The following is a 16,644-nucleotide window of genomic DNA, read 5'->3' as shown; positions in this document are numbered from 1 at the left end:
ACATCGCCTCGACACCCACCGCCATCACCAGCACCCCCTTCCCGACAAGAAAAAGCCGACAGAAAAAAGAACCGAAGGGCACGAAGGAACACGGGAACAGAAGGCCCCGGCCGGCAGAGGTAACCACCGACGACACCCACCAGCCATGCTCGAACGTGCATTCGAAGAGTAGACCTTTCGTCGTCCACCGGCAACCCCCCACCACACACTCGAAGAAACACGCCACACCCCACCCGGAACCACGACCACAACACCGAGAAAGAAGTGGTGAAGTGCAGTGTTCGAGGGTCCGTGAGGCTGCTCTTCGTCCACCCGAGTGCCGATGCGACTCCTGGTCCGAGAGGGGACCCTTCCGGTCGATCTCCCTATGGACGGCGCCGCAATCTCATGTATGATCGGTGCTGTCTCGTTGAGAGATCGGCAGACTCTCGAGGGTGGGTCGGCCCCGAAGGCTGGGGCGAGATGGTGAGTATGTAGCCTTGGATATTTGTATCCATGCTCGGGTTTAAATCCTCAAATTATTTTTCGTGTACCCATGGTCTCGTGGTTTCTTAGGTCGGTTCACATTGCAATTTTGGATGCACGTCGCCCATGGGTTTCGGTCGTCTCTCCCGGGGTGAAGATGACCTGCGAGGCGGGTCGGGTGATTCTCTTGATGTGAGAGCAGGGATGCGGTGAGTAGATGCCGGGTGGCTCGGGCGGAGTGGGAACGCGTAGACGGATGCGTGTCGGCCGGGCGGACGGGCTCGAAGCACGCTTGGGACGGTAGTCGCGCTGTGCGCGGGCGCATGGAGTCGGAGCCGATCATGGCTCGCGAGGAGTGGTCATACGTGATCTTCATGTCGAGGGTTCGCCTGTCAGGCTGTGTCTGCGTTGCGTGCTCGCCCGACGCCCGCGGCGGTGGCCCGTGCGCGCGCTGTCGGATCAGGACTGGAGGCTGGCGAAACTCGACACCACCTGGCATTTGCTCGCGGTTTGTCCGCGGACCTCGGGCCTGGGACCGATGCTGCCGGGAGGATAGCCAATCGGCCCAGCACGGGAAGGGCTACGAGCTCGGCGGGGAGTCAGCCGGCTGGTAGCCGCTAAGGTATGCCGCGGTGGCGTCAATGATGACAATTCAGTCGGAGGCGGTGTACCGAATTCGGGGTATGGCGACGGTCGGGTGGTGGGGTGCGTCACGCGTGGCCGCACACGGCGCCGCGCGGTTCTATGTCCATCGGAGGCAAGAGGATTCGCAACCTGCTGACCTGGAAAAACGTCATCCTTGGCAAGGATGTGTCGACATTGTGGGGGTGTGGCCATGACCGCAGTACGCGTGGGAGGCGCCGCCGGGGTGCCGACCGTCGAGGTGGGTACCGCCTCGGCGGTCGACGTTCCCGCTCTGGTCAGCCGGGTCGATGCGTCCGGTGAGCAGGCTCGGCGCAATGCCGAAGGGCACTGGCATGCTGTGACGGATCTGCAGGAGCGGCTAGCTGTCGCCGCGGCGGGCGGGTCACCGCGGGCGCGGGAACGGCATGTAGAACGAGGCAAGCTGCTTCCGCGCGACCGGGTCGACGCGTTGCTTGACCGGGGCAGCCCGTTCCTCGAGCTGTCCCCCTTGGCTGCGAACGGGCTGTACGAGGATCCAGTCCCGGGTGCGGGCATCATCACTGGAGTCGGGCGGGTCAGCGGACGGGAGTGCCTGGTTGTCGCCAACGACGCGACGGTCAAGGGCGGCACGTACTACCCGCTGACGGTGAAGAAGCATCTGCGCGCCCAGGAGGTCGCGCTGCAGAATCGGCTGCCCTGCATCTACCTCGTGGACTCGGGTGGAGCGTTTCTGCCGCTACAGGATCAAGTTTTTCCGGATCGAGACCATTTTGGTCGCATTTTCTACAATCAGGCTCGAATGTCGGCGCAGGGTATCCCGCAGATTGCCGCAGTGTTGGGATCATGTACGGCGGGTGGTGCCTACGTCCCCGCGATGGCCGACGAAGCGGTGATCGTCCGCGACCAGGGGACGATCTTCCTGGGTGGTCCGCCGCTGGTGAAGGCTGCGACCGGCGAGGTTGTCAGCGCCGAGGAGCTGGGCGGTGGGCTGCTGCACGCACGCACGTCCGGCGTTACCGACCATCTTGCCGACGATGATCATCATGCGCTGCGCATTGTCCGGTCGATTGTGGCGACAGTGGGACCTCGTGCACCACGGTCGTGGGAGGTGCTGCCGGTGGAAGAGCCTGCTGTCGACCCTGCGGGGCTGTACGCGGCCGTGCCGCCGGACGGGCGGACCTCCTACGACGTCCGTGAAGTCATCGCTCGGATCGTCGATGGCAGCCGGTTCGTCGAGTTCAAGGCGGAGTTCGGCGCCACCCTGCTCACCGGCACGGCTCGGCTGCATGGCCATCCGGTGGGCATCGTGGCGAACAACGGGGTGCTGTTCGGCGAGTCGGCGCTCAAGGGGGCCCACTTCATCGAGCTGTGCGACCAGCGCGGCATCCCTTTGGTGTTCCTGCAGAACATCACTGGCTTCATGGTCGGTCGTGAGTACGAAGCCGCTGGCATCGCCAAACATGGCGCGAAGATGGTCAACGCTGTGGCCTGTGCCCGGGTGCCGAAGTTCACGGTTGTCATCGGCGGCTCATATGGTGCGGGGAACTACTCGATGTGTGGACGATCATACTCCCCGCGCTTCCTGTGGATGTGGCCGACCGCGCGGATCTCGGTGATGGGCGGGGATCAGGCTGCCGCAGTGCTCGCCACCGTTCGACGCGACCAGCTGGCAGCCTCCGGCGCTGACTGGGAAGAGGAGGAGGAGGCCGCCTTCCGAGCGCCGATCCGGGAGAGGTATGCAACGCAGAGTAACGCGTACTATTCGACCGCGCGGCTCTGGGACGACGGCGTGATCGACCCGGCAGACACCCGGATGGTGCTGGGGCTCGGCCTTTCGGTAGCGGCCAATGCGCCGCTGGACCCGGTTGGTTATGGAGTGTTTCGGATGTGAGCTGTAGCCATGAGGGAAAGGGCGGGCCGACGGCGGGAGCGAGTGACGTGACAGGCAGGGCGTGCGTGGAAGGATCGACGTGACGGGCGGGACCGGTGAGCACCCCATCGCTGCTGGAGCGGCGTCTGCGCCTACATCGGCTGCGGCGCCGCCCGCTGCACCGGCAGATCATGGCCGGGTAGGGACTGACCCGGCGCTGATGACTCCGGCGCAGCCAGCCGTGGCGCCGCCAGCTTCAGTGCCTTCCGCTCTCGCGCCGGCGGGGCTGTCCGCGAACGGCAGCTATGACTCGGTCATCTCCGTGTCGTCCGCGCTGCCCACCCCGGTGGCCGATGACGACCCGGCCGGAAACGGGGAGACACGCGGGACAGCGGGTGTGAACGTCGGCGCAGGTGGTGATGCGATGGGAGTGGCGGACGCGGTTGCGACCGCGAAAAATCCCCTGCTGGGACGGGGAGCCGGCGGCGATGGGCTGGGGATTACGTCTGTCCTGGTGGCGAACCGTGGGGAAATCGCGGTCAGGATCATACGGACTCTACGTGAGCTCGGCATTCGGGCGATCGCCGTGCATTCCGATGCCGACGCCGATGCCCGTCATGTTCGAGCGGCGGATCTGGCCGTCCGGCTCGGGCCGGCGCCGGCCCGCGAGAGCTATCTTGACATCGACGCGGTGCTCGAAGCAGCCAGAGTGAGCGGCGCGCGGGCCGTGCATCCGGGTTACGGATTCCTTGCCGAGAACGCCGGCTTCGTGCGGGCATGCGAGGCTGCTGGCCTGGTGTTCATCGGACCGTCGGCGACCGCGGTGGAGCTGATGGGCGACAAGATCGCCGCGCGGCGGACGGTGGCGGAGGTCGGGGTTGCTGTGGTGCCGGGCCGGTCGGTGCCCGGGATGGACGACGCGGCGCTGATCAAGGCCGCCGGTCAAATTGGCTATCCGGTGCTGATCAAGCCGTCGGCCGGCGGGGGCGGCAAGGGCATGCGGATCGTGCGTGCGCCGGCGGGGATGGCGGAGGCGCTGGCCTCCGCTCGCCGGGAGTCTGCCGCCGCGTTCGGTGACGACACCCTGTTTGTGGAACGGCTGATCTCCCAGCCCCGCCATGTCGAGGTGCAGGTGCTCGCCGACCAGCATGGCGCGGTGCTTCACCTGGGCGAACGCGAATGCAGCCTGCAGCGACGTCACCAGAAGATCATCGAAGAGGCGCCGTCGCCACTGCTTGACCCGCGGACCAGAATCCGTCTGGGCGCCGCTGCCGTTGCGGTGGCGCGGGCGGTCGGCTACGTCGGTGCGGGCACGGTCGAGTTCATCATGTCCGCGGACGTGCCCGACGAGTTTTACTTCATGGAGATGAACACCCGGCTGCAGGTCGAGCATGCCGTCACCGAACTCGTCACCGGTGTGGATCTGGTCGCCGAGCAGATCCGAATCGCAGCCGGCGAGCCGCTGCTGTTTGGCCAGGCCGATGTGCGTACTGCGGGCCATGCGGTCGAGGCCCGTGTGTACGCCGAGAACCCGGCCCGTGGATTCCTGCCGACCGGCGGGGACGTGCTCGATTTCCGCGAGCCGGCCGGCCCGGCCCTGCGCGTCGACGCCGGCATCGCCACCGGGGACACCGTCGGCACCGACTACGACCCGATGGTTGCCAAGATCGTTGCCTGGGGAGCTGACCGGCGGGCCGCGCTGTCTCGTCTTGATGCGGCGCTGGCCGGCACGGTTCTGCTCGGCGTCAGTAGCAACATCGGGTTCCTGCGGGCGCTGCTCGATCACCCGGACGTGCGCGCCGGCCGCCTTGACACCGGCCTGATCGAACGGGATCTGGGTGGCCTCGTCCGGGACGATCCGCCCGCCGAGGCGATCTACGCCTACGCGCTGGTGCGGCTGCTCGCGCTACAACCGACCGGTGCGCTGATCGATCCGTGGGATGTCCCCTCGGGGTGGCGTCCCGGTGAACCCGCCTGGCTGAGCTGGGAGGTCGTGCTTCCTCCGGCCGGGACGGGGGCGCAGGTGGGCGCGGCGCCGTCGGCAACGTCGGGATCCCGGTCGACAGACGTCGGCGCGAACGGTGTCGGGGCAGGTTCGGAGACGACGACCGGAGGCGCCGAAGCAGCGGGGCACAACGAGCCGGCCGGGGAGATCACACCGGCGGGAGGCGTCGCACTGAGCGGCATGTCGCGGACCGTGCGGGTCTCAGCCCGGGGCACACCCGCCTCGGCCAGGGTCCGCCTGGGCGAGAATGCGCCAGTGCCCGCGTCCGTGCGGGTGGTGAAGGTGGACGGCGAGCGGGACCTGCTGATCACCATCGGATCGGTCACCACTCGTTGGTCGTTCGCGTGGGCCACCGGCGAGAGCACCGCGGTCGACCGTACGTCGAACGAAAGTAGCGGTCGGGTGCTGTGGCTGGGGCGTGACGGCCGGGCCTGGGGGTTCGCGGAGGCGCCCGCGCCGTCGACCCGGCCGCGCGCCGCGGCGCACAGCGGCGCTGCCCGTAGCCCGATGCCCGGAACGGTGACCGCCGTCCTGGTGACACCAGGGGAGACCGTCGTCGCCGGAACGCCGCTGGCCATCGTCGAGGCGATGAAGATGGAGCATCCCGTGACTGCGCCGGTTTCGGGAGTTGTCGCCGAGGTGCACGCCCACCGTGGTGACCAGGTTCGCCTCGACCAGCTCCTCGTAGTCGTCGCCGCACCCTCAGCCGACGGTCCCGGTCCCAGTCCCGGACCCGGACCGGGAACCGAAGGTCAGTTCGGGACCGAAAGCGATGCCGGCACGAGGACCGGGACCGAGTCCGGAGCCGACGTCAGCGCCGGGACGGGGATCGGGGCGGCCGGATGACGGGGACACCGGGCGGGATGGCGGAAGGGCACAGTCGCTCAGCGGGGAAAGATCGCCGAGATTCGGGTGAGGAGCGTCGTGCGGGCCTCGCTCTCGCCAAGGCCGGCGAGGTCGACCATGTCGATGTCGATGGCCGAGGCGGATGGCTGGGTTTCCTCGACCTGTACCACGACCAGATCGTGCGTCGTTCCAGTCGCGGGCAGGGGGTGAGCTCGTGATACCACGACGAGGGTTCGGGTCTGCGTTGAGCCGGCCTGTGATCGGCTCTGTCCGTGGGCCCGGGTGGGATCCAGGTCCGCTACCCGCCAGCCGGCCTTCACTAGGTGGTAGTGAATCCAGGTTGCCCAGGACTCGTCGGTGGGCGCGTAGGAGATGACCATGTCGATGTCCGACGCCGGCTGCGACCTGGAACGCCGAGCCGAGTCGCCGGTGCTCCGCGGCGCAGCCTCAGCTGCGGCGGACGGTGCGGTGGGTGGGGCGGTGGGTGGGGCGACGGTGGCCGAGGACGCAGGGCCAGACGATGGCGTGGCGGTGGCGGACGGTGCAAGGGTGGCCGGACGTGCCGCGGTGGCGGATGACGTAGCCGTTGCTGGTGGGGTGGTCGTCGCTGTGGGTGTGCCAACGCCTGCCGGGATGTGTTGGCCGAAGATGACGGCGGCGGCGTTGGCGGCGAGGCGGAGGAACCAGCCGCGGTCCTCGGGGCGGGTTGAGGGGCGTACGGCGCAGGTCAGGGCGCAGGCGAGTAGGGACAGGGGGATCTGGTCACGCCAGTGGTCGACCAGGCTTGCCTGGCGGGCCCAGTTTTCGCCGGCCTTACGGGTTTCGGAGATGAACGTCGCAAGCCAGGTGGGGAGCCGTACTCCTTCGTCGCGTGGGTCGAGGAGCATGTCGATGGCGGCGGTGCGTCCGGTGGGGCCCAGTTCGTTCAGGGTGCGGGCGAGGACGTGCAGGACGAGGTGGGTGGGGTCGCGGGTGAGCACGGCGTCGGTGGAGTAGCGGGCGAGGTCGATGAGCTGGTAGGACGCGGCGATGTTGTGCAGGGAGGCGGGTACGAGGATGTTCTCGATGTGCAGGTCACCGTGGGCGCGGCCGATGAAGGTCGGGAGTTGGATGTCGCGGTAGCGGTCGGTGTCGAACACGAGGCTGAAGGGGTTGGGCAGGGCCTGGTCCTCGTCCTCGCAGACGAGGGTGGGGCCGGGGTGGGCCTGCGCAAGCTTGGTGACCGCGCCGTTCGGGGCTGCGCGGTGGCCGAGCTGGCGGTGCAGGATCATGGGCACGTCCAGGAATTCCACCTGTGGCCGGCCGGCCCAGTCGTTGAGGGTCGAGCTGACGACGGTGGCGCTGGCATCGGCGAAGGTGGCGGCGAACATGGCGGCGTCGGCGCTGGGCAGGGAGTAGGACCGGGTCTGGGCCGGGGGAAACGACGACCCCTGGCCGTTGCCCGCCACCAGGCGCGAGCCATGCCGGTCACGCGACGGGTGCAGAACGGCGCGCAGCACCGTTTGCAGGGTGACCAGGTCGGACAGGCTGCCGCCGGCGACCCGTTGGAACACGAACCACCACCCGTTGCCGCCGGAGACGGGCTCGCGCACTCGTTGGGCGAGGTGCAACTCGGCGAAGGCCTTCACGTGGTGGAGGGCATCGTCATGCCGGGCGAACTCGCCGGGCCGAGGCTCGCCGGTGGCCCGGTCGGCCTTCATGATGACCAGTTCGGCCCCGCGGTGGGGGTGCCGCTCGAGGACGGCGGCGACGGCAGCCGTCGACAGCCCATTCGTCAGCCAGTGGTCCAGCGTGAAGCTGTTCTCGGACTGGACGCACCATTGATCCAGCTCGTCCGCAGCCTTCTTATCGAGTCTTTCCCGCAACCGCTGGTCCACGAAGGGGGTCATACCGGGTCTCCTGAGAACGGACATTTAGGGTCTAAGGAGGCTTTTGCTGGGGCTGGCGACGAGCCCGGGCGTGACCTTCCCTGTCGCCGGTGCGCGGATGGCCCGCTCCGGTCCGGCCGGGACCGCAGTGCCCTCCCGCAAATGCGGCGATGCAGCGAGAATACTGCCCGTCGGCGCCGACCCCGAACCGGTCCGGGAGATGCTGCGCGCCACATCGGATACCGCCCGGAGGGGGTCTGTCCAGGACGGGTGACGGGGCATTGTCCGGACCTGTACGCCGCCCCTGTCCGACGTTGTCCGGATGTACCCTCATGCTCTTTGCGAAAGGCCCGACCCACGGTTGTCTTAGTGGCGCCGGACCAACGTGTTTCCCACCACCGGATGATCTGCCCCCGCGTCCTGGTCGCGGGGCGGTGGGCGGAACCACCGACTCCGGGCTGTCGCCGGAGCGGGCCTTTCGTCGGGGGGAGGCCCGCTCCGGCATTGTGGCGTACCGCTGGTCTCCTCGGGTCACCCGACCGCAGTAGGACGCCACGATGCCGCGTCGCGTCGAGACCGCGCTGAGTATCGCGCCGGCTTGTCCCGGTCTTGATGGGTAAAGGAGGAGCGGGAGCTTCGTTTCGCACCGTGATCGCCGGGAAACGCGTTCGCGGAATTTTTTCGGCTCGGGCGGGCGGATTTTCGACAGCGGGTTGTTGCCTGTGCACCGAACGCTGTCCGTACGAGCTTGTACGGTGATCCCTCGGGACCTTTTCTTGGCGCTCGTAATGGGTTTATCTCAACAGGCTGCGATCGTTCGTGAGCGCAGTGCTCCACCGGGTGCGAGAAGTGATCGTGAGGTCCTATGGGGGGAACCCGCGATGCGGGCGCGGGCCGAGGTCGGCTCGCTGATGCCGTGGCGTTGGCGCGGCCGGGTCTGGCGCTCGCCGACGCCGTCCCGTTCGCCGCAGGGGGCTTGGCCATCACCCATCCCCGAGTCGGAACGGTGCTGTTGCTGACCCTCGGTGGTGTGCTGCTGTCGATCCACGGCCGACTTCTGGATGCGCTGGGCGGCCTGCCCGCCGACCGCCTCAATCCGGCCCGGCGGGCCAGCCCGCTGGTGCGAGGACGGGTGAGAACGGCCCCGGTCGCGGCGGGAGCGGGCCTGGCCGGCCTGGCCGTGATGCTCGGTGCCCTCCTCCTGGCGCCAACGGTGACCCGCGGACTCGGCTTCGCCCTGCTCGTCGCCGCCCGAACGTCGCGGACAACGATGCGCCGTGTCACAGCGGTGCAGAAGGCCAGCGCCGCCTGGTGGCTGGCCGACGCGGTGGTGGCCACCCTCGCACCGGCCGCCGGTGTGCCGCTGGGGGTGCTCGCCGCCGGCGGACGTCCCGGGCTGGACGCGTTCGCCCTGGCCGCGGGGTTCGCCCTGGGCGCCGCCGTCACCGGTGCGACCGTGATCGGCCTGCGTGATCTGCCCATTGACCGGCTCACCGGCCGGCTCACGACGGCACTGGTCACCGGGGTGCGGCTGCGCCGACCGAGCGGGTTCGTCTTTCCCTCGCGGTATGTGTTGCTGGTCTGCGCGGCGCAGGCGGGCCTGCTCGTCGCGGTGGCCGTCGTCGTCGGGGTTGGCCTGGCCGATGATCCTGGGTTGCCCACGTTGGGTCACGGCCTCGCAGCCTGTTCGGCGCTGGCCGCCGCCCTGGTGGCGGCGATCGGCCTGGCCCATCTGCTGCGCTCGGGCGCACCTGGCCTCGACCCGGTCCACCGGTCCTCGCCACCGGGGGGTGGCTTCGCCCTGGTGAACCTGCTTGCCTGCCACCTGGCGGCCATCGCCTGGCTGCTGACCACACCGGGTGATCTCCCCTGGTGGACGTCCCCCCCGATCCTCGTTGGCTGGACGCTGACCGCCGCCCTGTGGGCCCGTCCCCGCTGAGAGCAGTGCGTACCGCGAACAGGAGGACGGCCGGGTTGGCGGGCCAGCCGGGTCAGGGGGTGTCGGCGGTGGCCAGGCGGGCGAGGGTCGTGGTGGTCGTGTGCTGTGCGCCGAGGACGCGCAGGCTGCGTTCGTGTGCGGCCACGTAGGTGGCCCGTGTGGTCGGGGCGAGCCGTCCGCGGCGCCGTTCGACCTCGCCGTAGAGGCCCATGGCTGCCAGCGCTCGCGGGTGGTCCGGGCCGAGTACCTGCTCGCAGCCGGAGACGAGGGTGGTGGCATGGGCGGCGGCCCGGTCCGCCGCGCCGATGCGCAGGGCAAGCCGGGTCAGGTGTGCCAGGGTCACCAGCGTCGCCGGATGGGTCGGGCCGAGAATGTCGCCGCGGGCCGACCACACCGCGTGCAGGGTCTGCTCCGCCTCGTCGAGGCGGCCCAGTTCGGCGAGCACATCGCCGATGTTGTTCTGGGTGGTGAGCGTGTCGCGGTGCTCGGCACCGAGGACGGGCAGGCGCCGCTGCAGCGTCAGTTCCAACAGCTCCAACGCCTCGGTGACATGGCCGAGTTCCCGCAGGGTGCGGGCCAGGTAGTGCTGGGTGGTCAACGTGTCGGGATGGTGGACGCCGAGCAGTCGGATCCGGGCGTCGAGGACCCGGCGGAAACCCGGTTCGGCCTCGGCCTGCCGGCCCAGCGCGGCCGTCACCCGGTACAGGTCGTGCTCGGCGGAGAGCACGTCGGCATGCTCGTCGCCGAGCAGCGGCCGTCCCACCGCCAGGACCGCTTCGTAGGCGGCGACAGCCTGGGTGAGGTGGCCGGTGGCGCGCAGGAAGCGACCCTCGCGGGTGGCGGAGACGAGTAGTTCCGGTGGCAGGCGCAGGCCGGCGGGGTCCGGGCTCTCGGCCAGCAGGAGCAGGCTCGCGTCGGCATGCCCGCGCAGCCGGGTCCAGCCCGCCCAGTGGTGTGGATCGCGCGGGTCCATCCGGGTCGCCCGGGCCAGCAGCGCCGTGACCGTTTCCAGCTGGTCGGCCAGCTGCCCGCCGTACAGCGCGCCACGCCGGAAGCTGTCCTGGACCAGCGGATGAAGCCAGATCTGCGCGGGCTGCGGCGGGTCCTGGAGCAGGTCGATGAGGCCCTGGCCGGCCAGGGCGTCCAGCAGGTCCCACAGCTGGGTCGGCCGCAGACCGTCGAACAGGGGGCCGGCGGCCAGCGTCGCCGGGTCCAGCAGCTCGAGCGGGATGGGATCGCGGCCCAGGCAGGCGAGCAGGGTCAAAAGCGCCCGGGCGGCCGGGCGGCCCTGGTCGGCGAGGACCTGCAGCGACAGTTCCCAGGTCGGCCCGACCAGCGCGCGCTCGCGGTCGCGGCTCGAGGCCCGTCCGGATCCGCCGTCGACGGCGGGTGCGGTCCCGTCGAAGTCGGGCAGGACCGGCCCGGACCCACCGGCGCGTAGTACCTGCTCGTAGGCCGGATAGGTACGTGGTACGTCCCGGTCGCCGAAGTGCGCTGGCATCCGTGCCGTGCGGGCGAGGAACCGCCCGGCGAACGCGAGCGCCAGCGGCAGGCCGCCGAGGCGACGCCCGAGCGCTCGGGCCTCGGCCGCTGTTCCCGCGTTCGGACCGGCGAGATCGATCAGCGCCGCGCCGGCATCGTCGTCATCGAGCCTGGCCACCGGATACAGCCGCACCCCCAGCCCATCAAGGCCGGTGCCGAGGCCGACGCCGGCCGCGGCCGTCCAGGCCGACCGGTCTCGGGTGGTGACGACGACCATGCCGCGCGTGCCGTCCAGCCGGCGCAGCCAGCCGCTGCCGTCGAGCAGCTCACCGGACGGCAACGCGAGCTGGGCCGCCGGATCGTCAACGTTGTCGATCACCAACAGCCACGGTTCGTCGAGCCCGCGCAGGTAACGCCAGAGCAGATCGGGCAGGCTGCCGCTACGCAGCTCGTGCCGGGTCGCACCCAGCTCCACCGCAAGCGCCGCCATGGCCGCCGGCACCGCACCGACCCCCGTCGCACTGACCCACCAGGTCCGTAGCCCACGCTGCAGCGCCCGTTCGGCGAGAGCGAGCGCCACCGTGCTCTTACCGATCCCACCCATCCCATGCAGGACGTGCACCCCACCAGCTCCGGTGCCATTTCCGTGCAGAGCCGCACCCACCGGGTCGGCCGGGTCTGGTGTGACGGCGGGCAGCCGCGCGGACAGCAGATCGAGGATGTCCGCACGCCCACGCAGCGTGCCGATCCGGTTCAACCGCGCCACCGGCGCGACAATCGTGATCGGTGGGGCAAGCTCGCCCACCCCGCCGCGCTCCCCGTCCCCCTCGCCGCCGAACGCAGCGGTGGCGCCGTACCGCCCGGCGCCGCCACCCCGCCCAAGGCCGCTGGTGCCCCACCCCCGGTCGCTGTCGGCGCGCGCAGAGCCGCCTCCAGCCGGGGTGAGGTCGTCGCTGCCGTGAACATGGCCGAGCGGAGCCTGTCCCGGCTGCGCGCGATCGTGTCCCGCGCCGGACGCCCCAGGCTCGACCCGCCCGCCCTCGCGCTGCGGATCGACGCTGCCCGACACGCCATCGTGCAGGCCGACACCGTGCAGGCTGACACCGTGCAGGCCGACACCGTGGGCATCCTCGACCCGGCGGGCACGCCGCAGCCGCATCCAGGTCGCCGTCCACCGGGCGAGTTCGGCCTCGTCGGACACACCGCAGGCGCGCAGCATGTCCGGGAGCAGGTCCGCGGGCTGCAGGCCGGGAAGGTGCGCGCCGCTGAAGTACCCTCCGGCGGTGCTGGCCGGGATCCGCACCTGACGCGCGACGTCGCGGATGCTGAGCCCGGCGTGCAGCCGTACGGTGGTGAGCGCGCGGCCGAATTCCAGGTTGGTGGTGACGGTAGCAAGGTCGATCTGGTCAGACACGCGTACATACCTCAGCAGAGAGAGAACAGACAGAGGTGCGTTTACCTGCACTAATCTTCCCGCGACAGGACGCGGACGGAAAGCCGCGTCAAAAACTCGACACCACAATCTTCGCCGACGGCGATCAGGCCTCCCACCCGGCCAGACGTTATTGACGCAGAGGTCGCATCTGACCGCGAACAGTCAACGCCCGGCGACCCTGGCGTACGCACACCTCCTCCCCGGCGGGGCCATGCGACACTGACCCGCTGGTGAGGAGGGACATGCGGACGGCTTTGGGGAGCCCTTCGAGGATGCCCGTCGCGACGTGAACGACGTGAACGGCACGGACGATGTGAACGGCACGGACGACGTGAACGGCACGGACGACACGGACGGCGTGGACACGCTCGTCGGGCATGTGATCGTGGCGGGTCTCGAGGGGCTGGGAGGACTCGGGCTGCGGCTCGTCGAGCAGTTGCGCGACTCCGGCGTCGGTGTGGTCGCGGTGGATGACCGGGTGTCGCCGGTTGCGCGTCGCCGCCTCGAACGGCTCGGGGTGCGGCTGGTGCTGGAAAGCCCACATGCACCGGAGGCGCTGCGTGAGGTGGGGGTCGCCGACGCGCTTGCGGTGGTGGTCTGCCACGAGACCGACCTCGAGACACTGCAGACGGCGTTGGTCGTCGCGGACACCGCGCCGGATGTCCGCCTGGTCATGAACGTCAACAACGCGCAGCTCGGTGATCAGCTTGCCGGTGCCCTGGGACGGGCACGGGTGCTGAACCTGGCGGAACTCGCTGGGCCGAGCTTCGTCGAGGCCTGCGTACGCTCCGACGTCACCCACGCGTTCACCATGGACGCCCAGGCCGACGCCCAGGCCGACGTCTTCGCCGTGATCGAGGAGGAGATCGCCGGCCGGGGGGCCTTCCGGGCTCGCTACGGCGACCTCACTCCGATCTCGCTGCGCCGCGCGGGCCAACGTGACGCCGAGGTCTGCCCGCCGCGGGACATCCCACTGCATCCCGGCGACCGGCTGACGGTCATCGGTCGCCTCGCCGAGTTCGACGAGCGCGGTATGGACGTCTCCGGTCTGCACGACGCGCGTCTGTTCGCCGCTCTCAGCCATCCCGACGCCGCCGGTGCGCCCTTGCCCGGTGGACGGCCTGCCCGTGCACGTCCGTCCAGCCCACGTCGATCCGAGGCACGATCGCTCGGCGCCCTGCCGTCCGGTGTGCTGACGCGGACGCGAGGGGAGCTGCGGGCGCGACCCGGCCTGCTGGTGTGGGCGAGGGAGCTGGTAGCGACCGTCCGGGGAGAGCTTGACCGGCCGTTTCGGCTGGCCATCGGTGCGGTTCTCGCCATCATGACCACCAGCACGGTGGTCCTGTCGCTGACCTACACCGGCAACAACAGGGCCGCCCCGCCGGATTTCGGGCCGCTCGACGCGCTCTACCTGACGGTCGAAACGATGGTGACGGTCGGCTACGGCGATTTCAACTTCGGCGCCGCCGGCCGGTGGCTGCAGGTGTTCGGCATCGGGCTGATGCTGTTCGGCGCCCTGTCGATCGCCGTGGTGTACGCGTTCATCACCAATGTGATCATCAGTCGCCGGTTGGAACGGGCCCTGGGCCGCAGACGGGCCGGAGCCGTGCGTAACCACGTGGTGCTGTGCGGTCTGGGGTCGGTCGGCGTCGCCACCATGGACGGGCTGCTGCGCGCCGGCCGCCAGGTCGTCGTCATCGAACGGGACGAGAACAACCGCTACCTGCCCGTCGCGCGGGAGCTGGCCGTGCCGGTGGTCATCGGGAACGCGACGGTGCGTTCGACCCTGCTCGAGGCGGGCCTGGCACATGCGACCGCGATCGCCGCACTGACCAGCGACGGCCTGGCGAACCTGGAGACGGTCCTGTCCGCCCGGGAGGCCCACGACGAGCTTCGGGTGGTGCTGCGGATCGTCGACACGACCATGGCCGACGAGGTCGAGCGCCGGTTCGGGATCCACACCGCACGCAGCGCGTCCGACCTGGCCACGCCGTACTTCGTCGGGGTGGCACTCGGCTACGACGTCCTGAGCACCTTCTACGTTGACCGGACGCCGTTTCTGGTGGCCCGGATGACCGTGCACGGTGGTGGCGAGCTGGTCGGCCCGACGCTGCAGGAGCTCGCCACCGGTACACGGGTCCTCGCCGTGCATCCCGTCGCCAGGGCCAGTCCGGGCAGCGAGGCCAGTCCGGGCAGCGAGGCCAGTCCGGGCAGCGAGGCTAGGCCGGACGGCGAGGCCGAGCCGGTGCATGGGGCGACGGGCGCAGTGAGCGGTCCGCCGAACTACCGGCCGGGTCGGCACACGCGGCTGCGCCCGGGGGACGAACTGCTCGTGGTTGGCCCGGTCGCCCGCATCGTCGACATGGTGCGCCGCAACCAGCTGCGCGGCGAGCCCTCGCCCCGCTGATCCCGGTCCAGGAATCCTCGGTCCCAGGGATCCTCCGCCCCGAGCAGGTCCCGTTCCGAGCATCGTCCGCTCCGAGGATCGTCCGTCCCGACGGTGCGCTGTCGCGCGGATCAGGTGGTGGGGGCGACGGGGTAGGGAGCGAACGTGCCGCGGCGTTCGTCGAGGTCGAGGGCGCGGCCGAGCTGGGGAAAGGCACGCTGGGCGCAGTCGGATCGCTCGCAGACCTTGCAACCGATGCCGATCGGCACCGCGGCTGCCGGATCGTCGAGGTTGAGCCCGGTCGAGTAGATCAGCCGGCTGGCGTGGCGCAGTTCGCAGCCCAGCCCGATCGCGAACGTCTTGCCGGGACGCCCGTGGCGGCCGTAGCCGTTGCTGACCGTGCGGGCGATCCAGAAGTAGCTGCGCCCGTCCGGCATCCGGGCAATCTGGGTGTGTATACGACCTGGCGCCGCGAGTGCCTCGTAGACGTTCCACAGCGGGCAGGTTCCGCCGGCCCGGGAGAAATGAAAACCGGTGGCGGACTGGCGCTTTGACATGTTCCCGGCCCGGTCGACCCGGATGAACGAGAACGGCACGCCGCGGGCATGGGGACGTTGTAGTGTGCTCAGCCGGTGGCAGATTGTCTCAAAGCCCATGCCGAAATTATCAGAAAGGCGTTCGACGTCGTAGCGGAATTGTTCCGCAGTGCTCCGAAACCGATGGTAGGGCAGTAGCAGGGCGGCGGCGAAGTAGTTCGCGAGGCCGATGCGGGTCAGGGTGCGTGCCGGCGGACCGCTCGGGATGCCCTCGTCGGTGAGACGAGTGATCAACGCGCCGAACTCGGTGAGCCCCAGATGTAACGCCATCCGAAACGCTCGCTGCCCGGGCTGCAGATGGCGTGACAGGGTCAGCACGCCGGTCTGCTCGTCGAACCGGTACAGCTCGTCCCGGCCGAGATCGCGCCCGCCACCGCCGCTGCCGCCACCAGCACCGATGCCACCCATCCCGATGCCACCCACCCCGACGCCACCAGCAGCAGGGCCGATGCCGGCGCCGCCCGGGTCGAACCAGGTGGACGTCGGCGACTCCGGCTCGCGGACATGGACGCGGACGCCGTGCCGGGCGAGCCGTTCGGTGAGCGCGGCGTGCATCCGACCGGGGGTCAGGCACAGCTCGCCGGCCAGCTCCTCGGCGGCGACGTCCAGCTCATCGACGTAATTCTGGCGCTGGTAGAAGAAGTCGCGAACCTCCTCGTCCGGCATCGGGACCGCCGCCGACCCACTGGGCCCACCGAGCTGTGGATCACGTTCGCCGGTGAGGGCGACCAGCCGTTCGCCGGCCTGCCGGTAGCGCCGGTGCAGCATGATCAACGCATGTGCGACCTGCGGCAGCTGCTCGGCGAGTTGGGTGATCTCGCCGTCACGGACCCGCAGTCCGGCCACGCCGAGACCGATCGTGTCGTCGGAGAGCACCTCGCGGACCTCGGCGATCAGCCGGGTCACATCGGGCGCCGCGAAGAAACCGGCGTCAACCCCGAACGCCTCGGTGATGCGCAGCAGGACCGGGACGGTCAGCGGCCGGGAGTTGTGCTCGATCTGGTTGAGATAGCTCGGTGAGATGGCCAGCAGGCGAGCCAGTTCGACCTGGCTCATCGCGCGTTCCTCGCGCAGTTCCCGCAGGCGGCTCCCGACAAACGTCTTCTGCATCGACCTCCTCCTGATCGG

General features: G+C 69.8%; 7 protein-coding genes. 4 read left to right on the top strand and 3 right to left on the bottom strand.

The window, feature by feature from the left end; translation table 11 throughout:
* Positions 1–1,300: 1,300 nt before the first annotated feature.
* Positions 1,301–2,980, top strand: coding sequence for a carboxyl transferase domain-containing protein (locus ND747_RS06550; RefSeq protein WP_251732561.1), 1,680 nt, complete (start codon positions 1,301–1,303; stop codon positions 2,978–2,980).
* Positions 2,981–3,383: 403 nt separating this feature from the next.
* The gene (locus ND747_RS06545; RefSeq protein WP_251732566.1) at positions 3,384–5,810 is read left to right on the top strand and encodes a biotin carboxylase N-terminal domain-containing protein; all 2,427 of its coding nucleotides are present in this window, start codon (positions 3,384–3,386) and stop codon (positions 5,808–5,810) included.
* 38 nt (positions 5,811–5,848) lie between these two features.
* Here the strand turns inward: ND747_RS06545 and ND747_RS06540 are convergent, their stop codons facing one another.
* Complete coding sequence (locus tag ND747_RS06540; RefSeq protein ID WP_251732560.1) at positions 5,849–7,699, bottom strand: toll/interleukin-1 receptor domain-containing protein; 1,851 nt, start codon at positions 7,697–7,699, stop codon at positions 5,849–5,851.
* An 844-nt stretch (positions 7,700–8,543) separates the two neighbouring features.
* Between ND747_RS06540 and ND747_RS06535 the strand changes: the two genes are divergently transcribed.
* Entirely contained in the window at positions 8,544–9,617 is a 1,074-nt protein-coding gene (locus ND747_RS06535) for a 4-hydroxybenzoate polyprenyltransferase (RefSeq protein ID WP_251732559.1), read from the top strand.
* Positions 9,618–9,669: 52 nt separating this feature from the next.
* Here ND747_RS06535 and ND747_RS06530 read toward each other — a convergent pair whose 3' ends face one another.
* Positions 9,670–12,513: a helix-turn-helix domain-containing protein gene (locus ND747_RS06530; RefSeq protein ID WP_251732558.1), complete on the bottom strand. Its 2,844-nt coding sequence runs from the start codon at positions 12,511–12,513 to the stop codon at positions 9,670–9,672.
* Positions 12,514–12,892: 379 nt separating this feature from the next.
* Between ND747_RS06530 and ND747_RS06525 the strand changes: the two genes are divergently transcribed.
* The gene (locus ND747_RS06525; RefSeq protein WP_251732565.1) at positions 12,893–14,941 is read left to right on the top strand and encodes an NAD-binding protein; all 2,049 of its coding nucleotides are present in this window, start codon (positions 12,893–12,895) and stop codon (positions 14,939–14,941) included.
* 110 nt (positions 14,942–15,051) lie between these two features.
* Here ND747_RS06525 and ND747_RS06520 read toward each other — a convergent pair whose 3' ends face one another.
* Entirely contained in the window at positions 15,052–16,626 is a 1,575-nt protein-coding gene (locus ND747_RS06520; RefSeq protein ID WP_251732557.1) for a short-chain fatty acyl-CoA regulator family protein, read from the bottom strand.
* Positions 16,627–16,644: the final 18 nt, after the last annotated feature.

The organism is Frankia sp. R82, assembly GCF_023716925.1.
Lineage (GTDB): Bacteria > Actinomycetota > Actinomycetes > Frankiales > Frankiaceae > Frankia.
Note: the sequence above shows the minus strand (reverse complement) of the source record. Positions and strands in the feature narration are given on the sequence as shown.

Bases quoted from the DNA above. Each gene is read 5' to 3' on its own strand.
- ND747_RS06550 (WP_251732561.1), top strand. From the start codon at position 1,301: ATGACCGCAGTACGCGTGGGAGGCGCCGCCGGGGTGCCGACCGTCGAG.
- ND747_RS06545 (WP_251732566.1), top strand. From the start codon at position 3,384: ATGGGAGTGGCGGACGCGGTTGCGACCGCGAAAAATCCCCTGCTGGGA.
- ND747_RS06540 (WP_251732560.1), bottom strand. From the start codon at position 7,699: ATGACCCCCTTCGTGGACCAGCGGTTGCGGGAAAGACTCGATAAGAAG.
- ND747_RS06535 (WP_251732559.1), top strand. From the start codon at position 8,544: ATGGGGGGAACCCGCGATGCGGGCGCGGGCCGAGGTCGGCTCGCTGAT.
- ND747_RS06520 (WP_251732557.1), bottom strand. From the start codon at position 16,626: ATGCAGAAGACGTTTGTCGGGAGCCGCCTGCGGGAACTGCGCGAGGAA.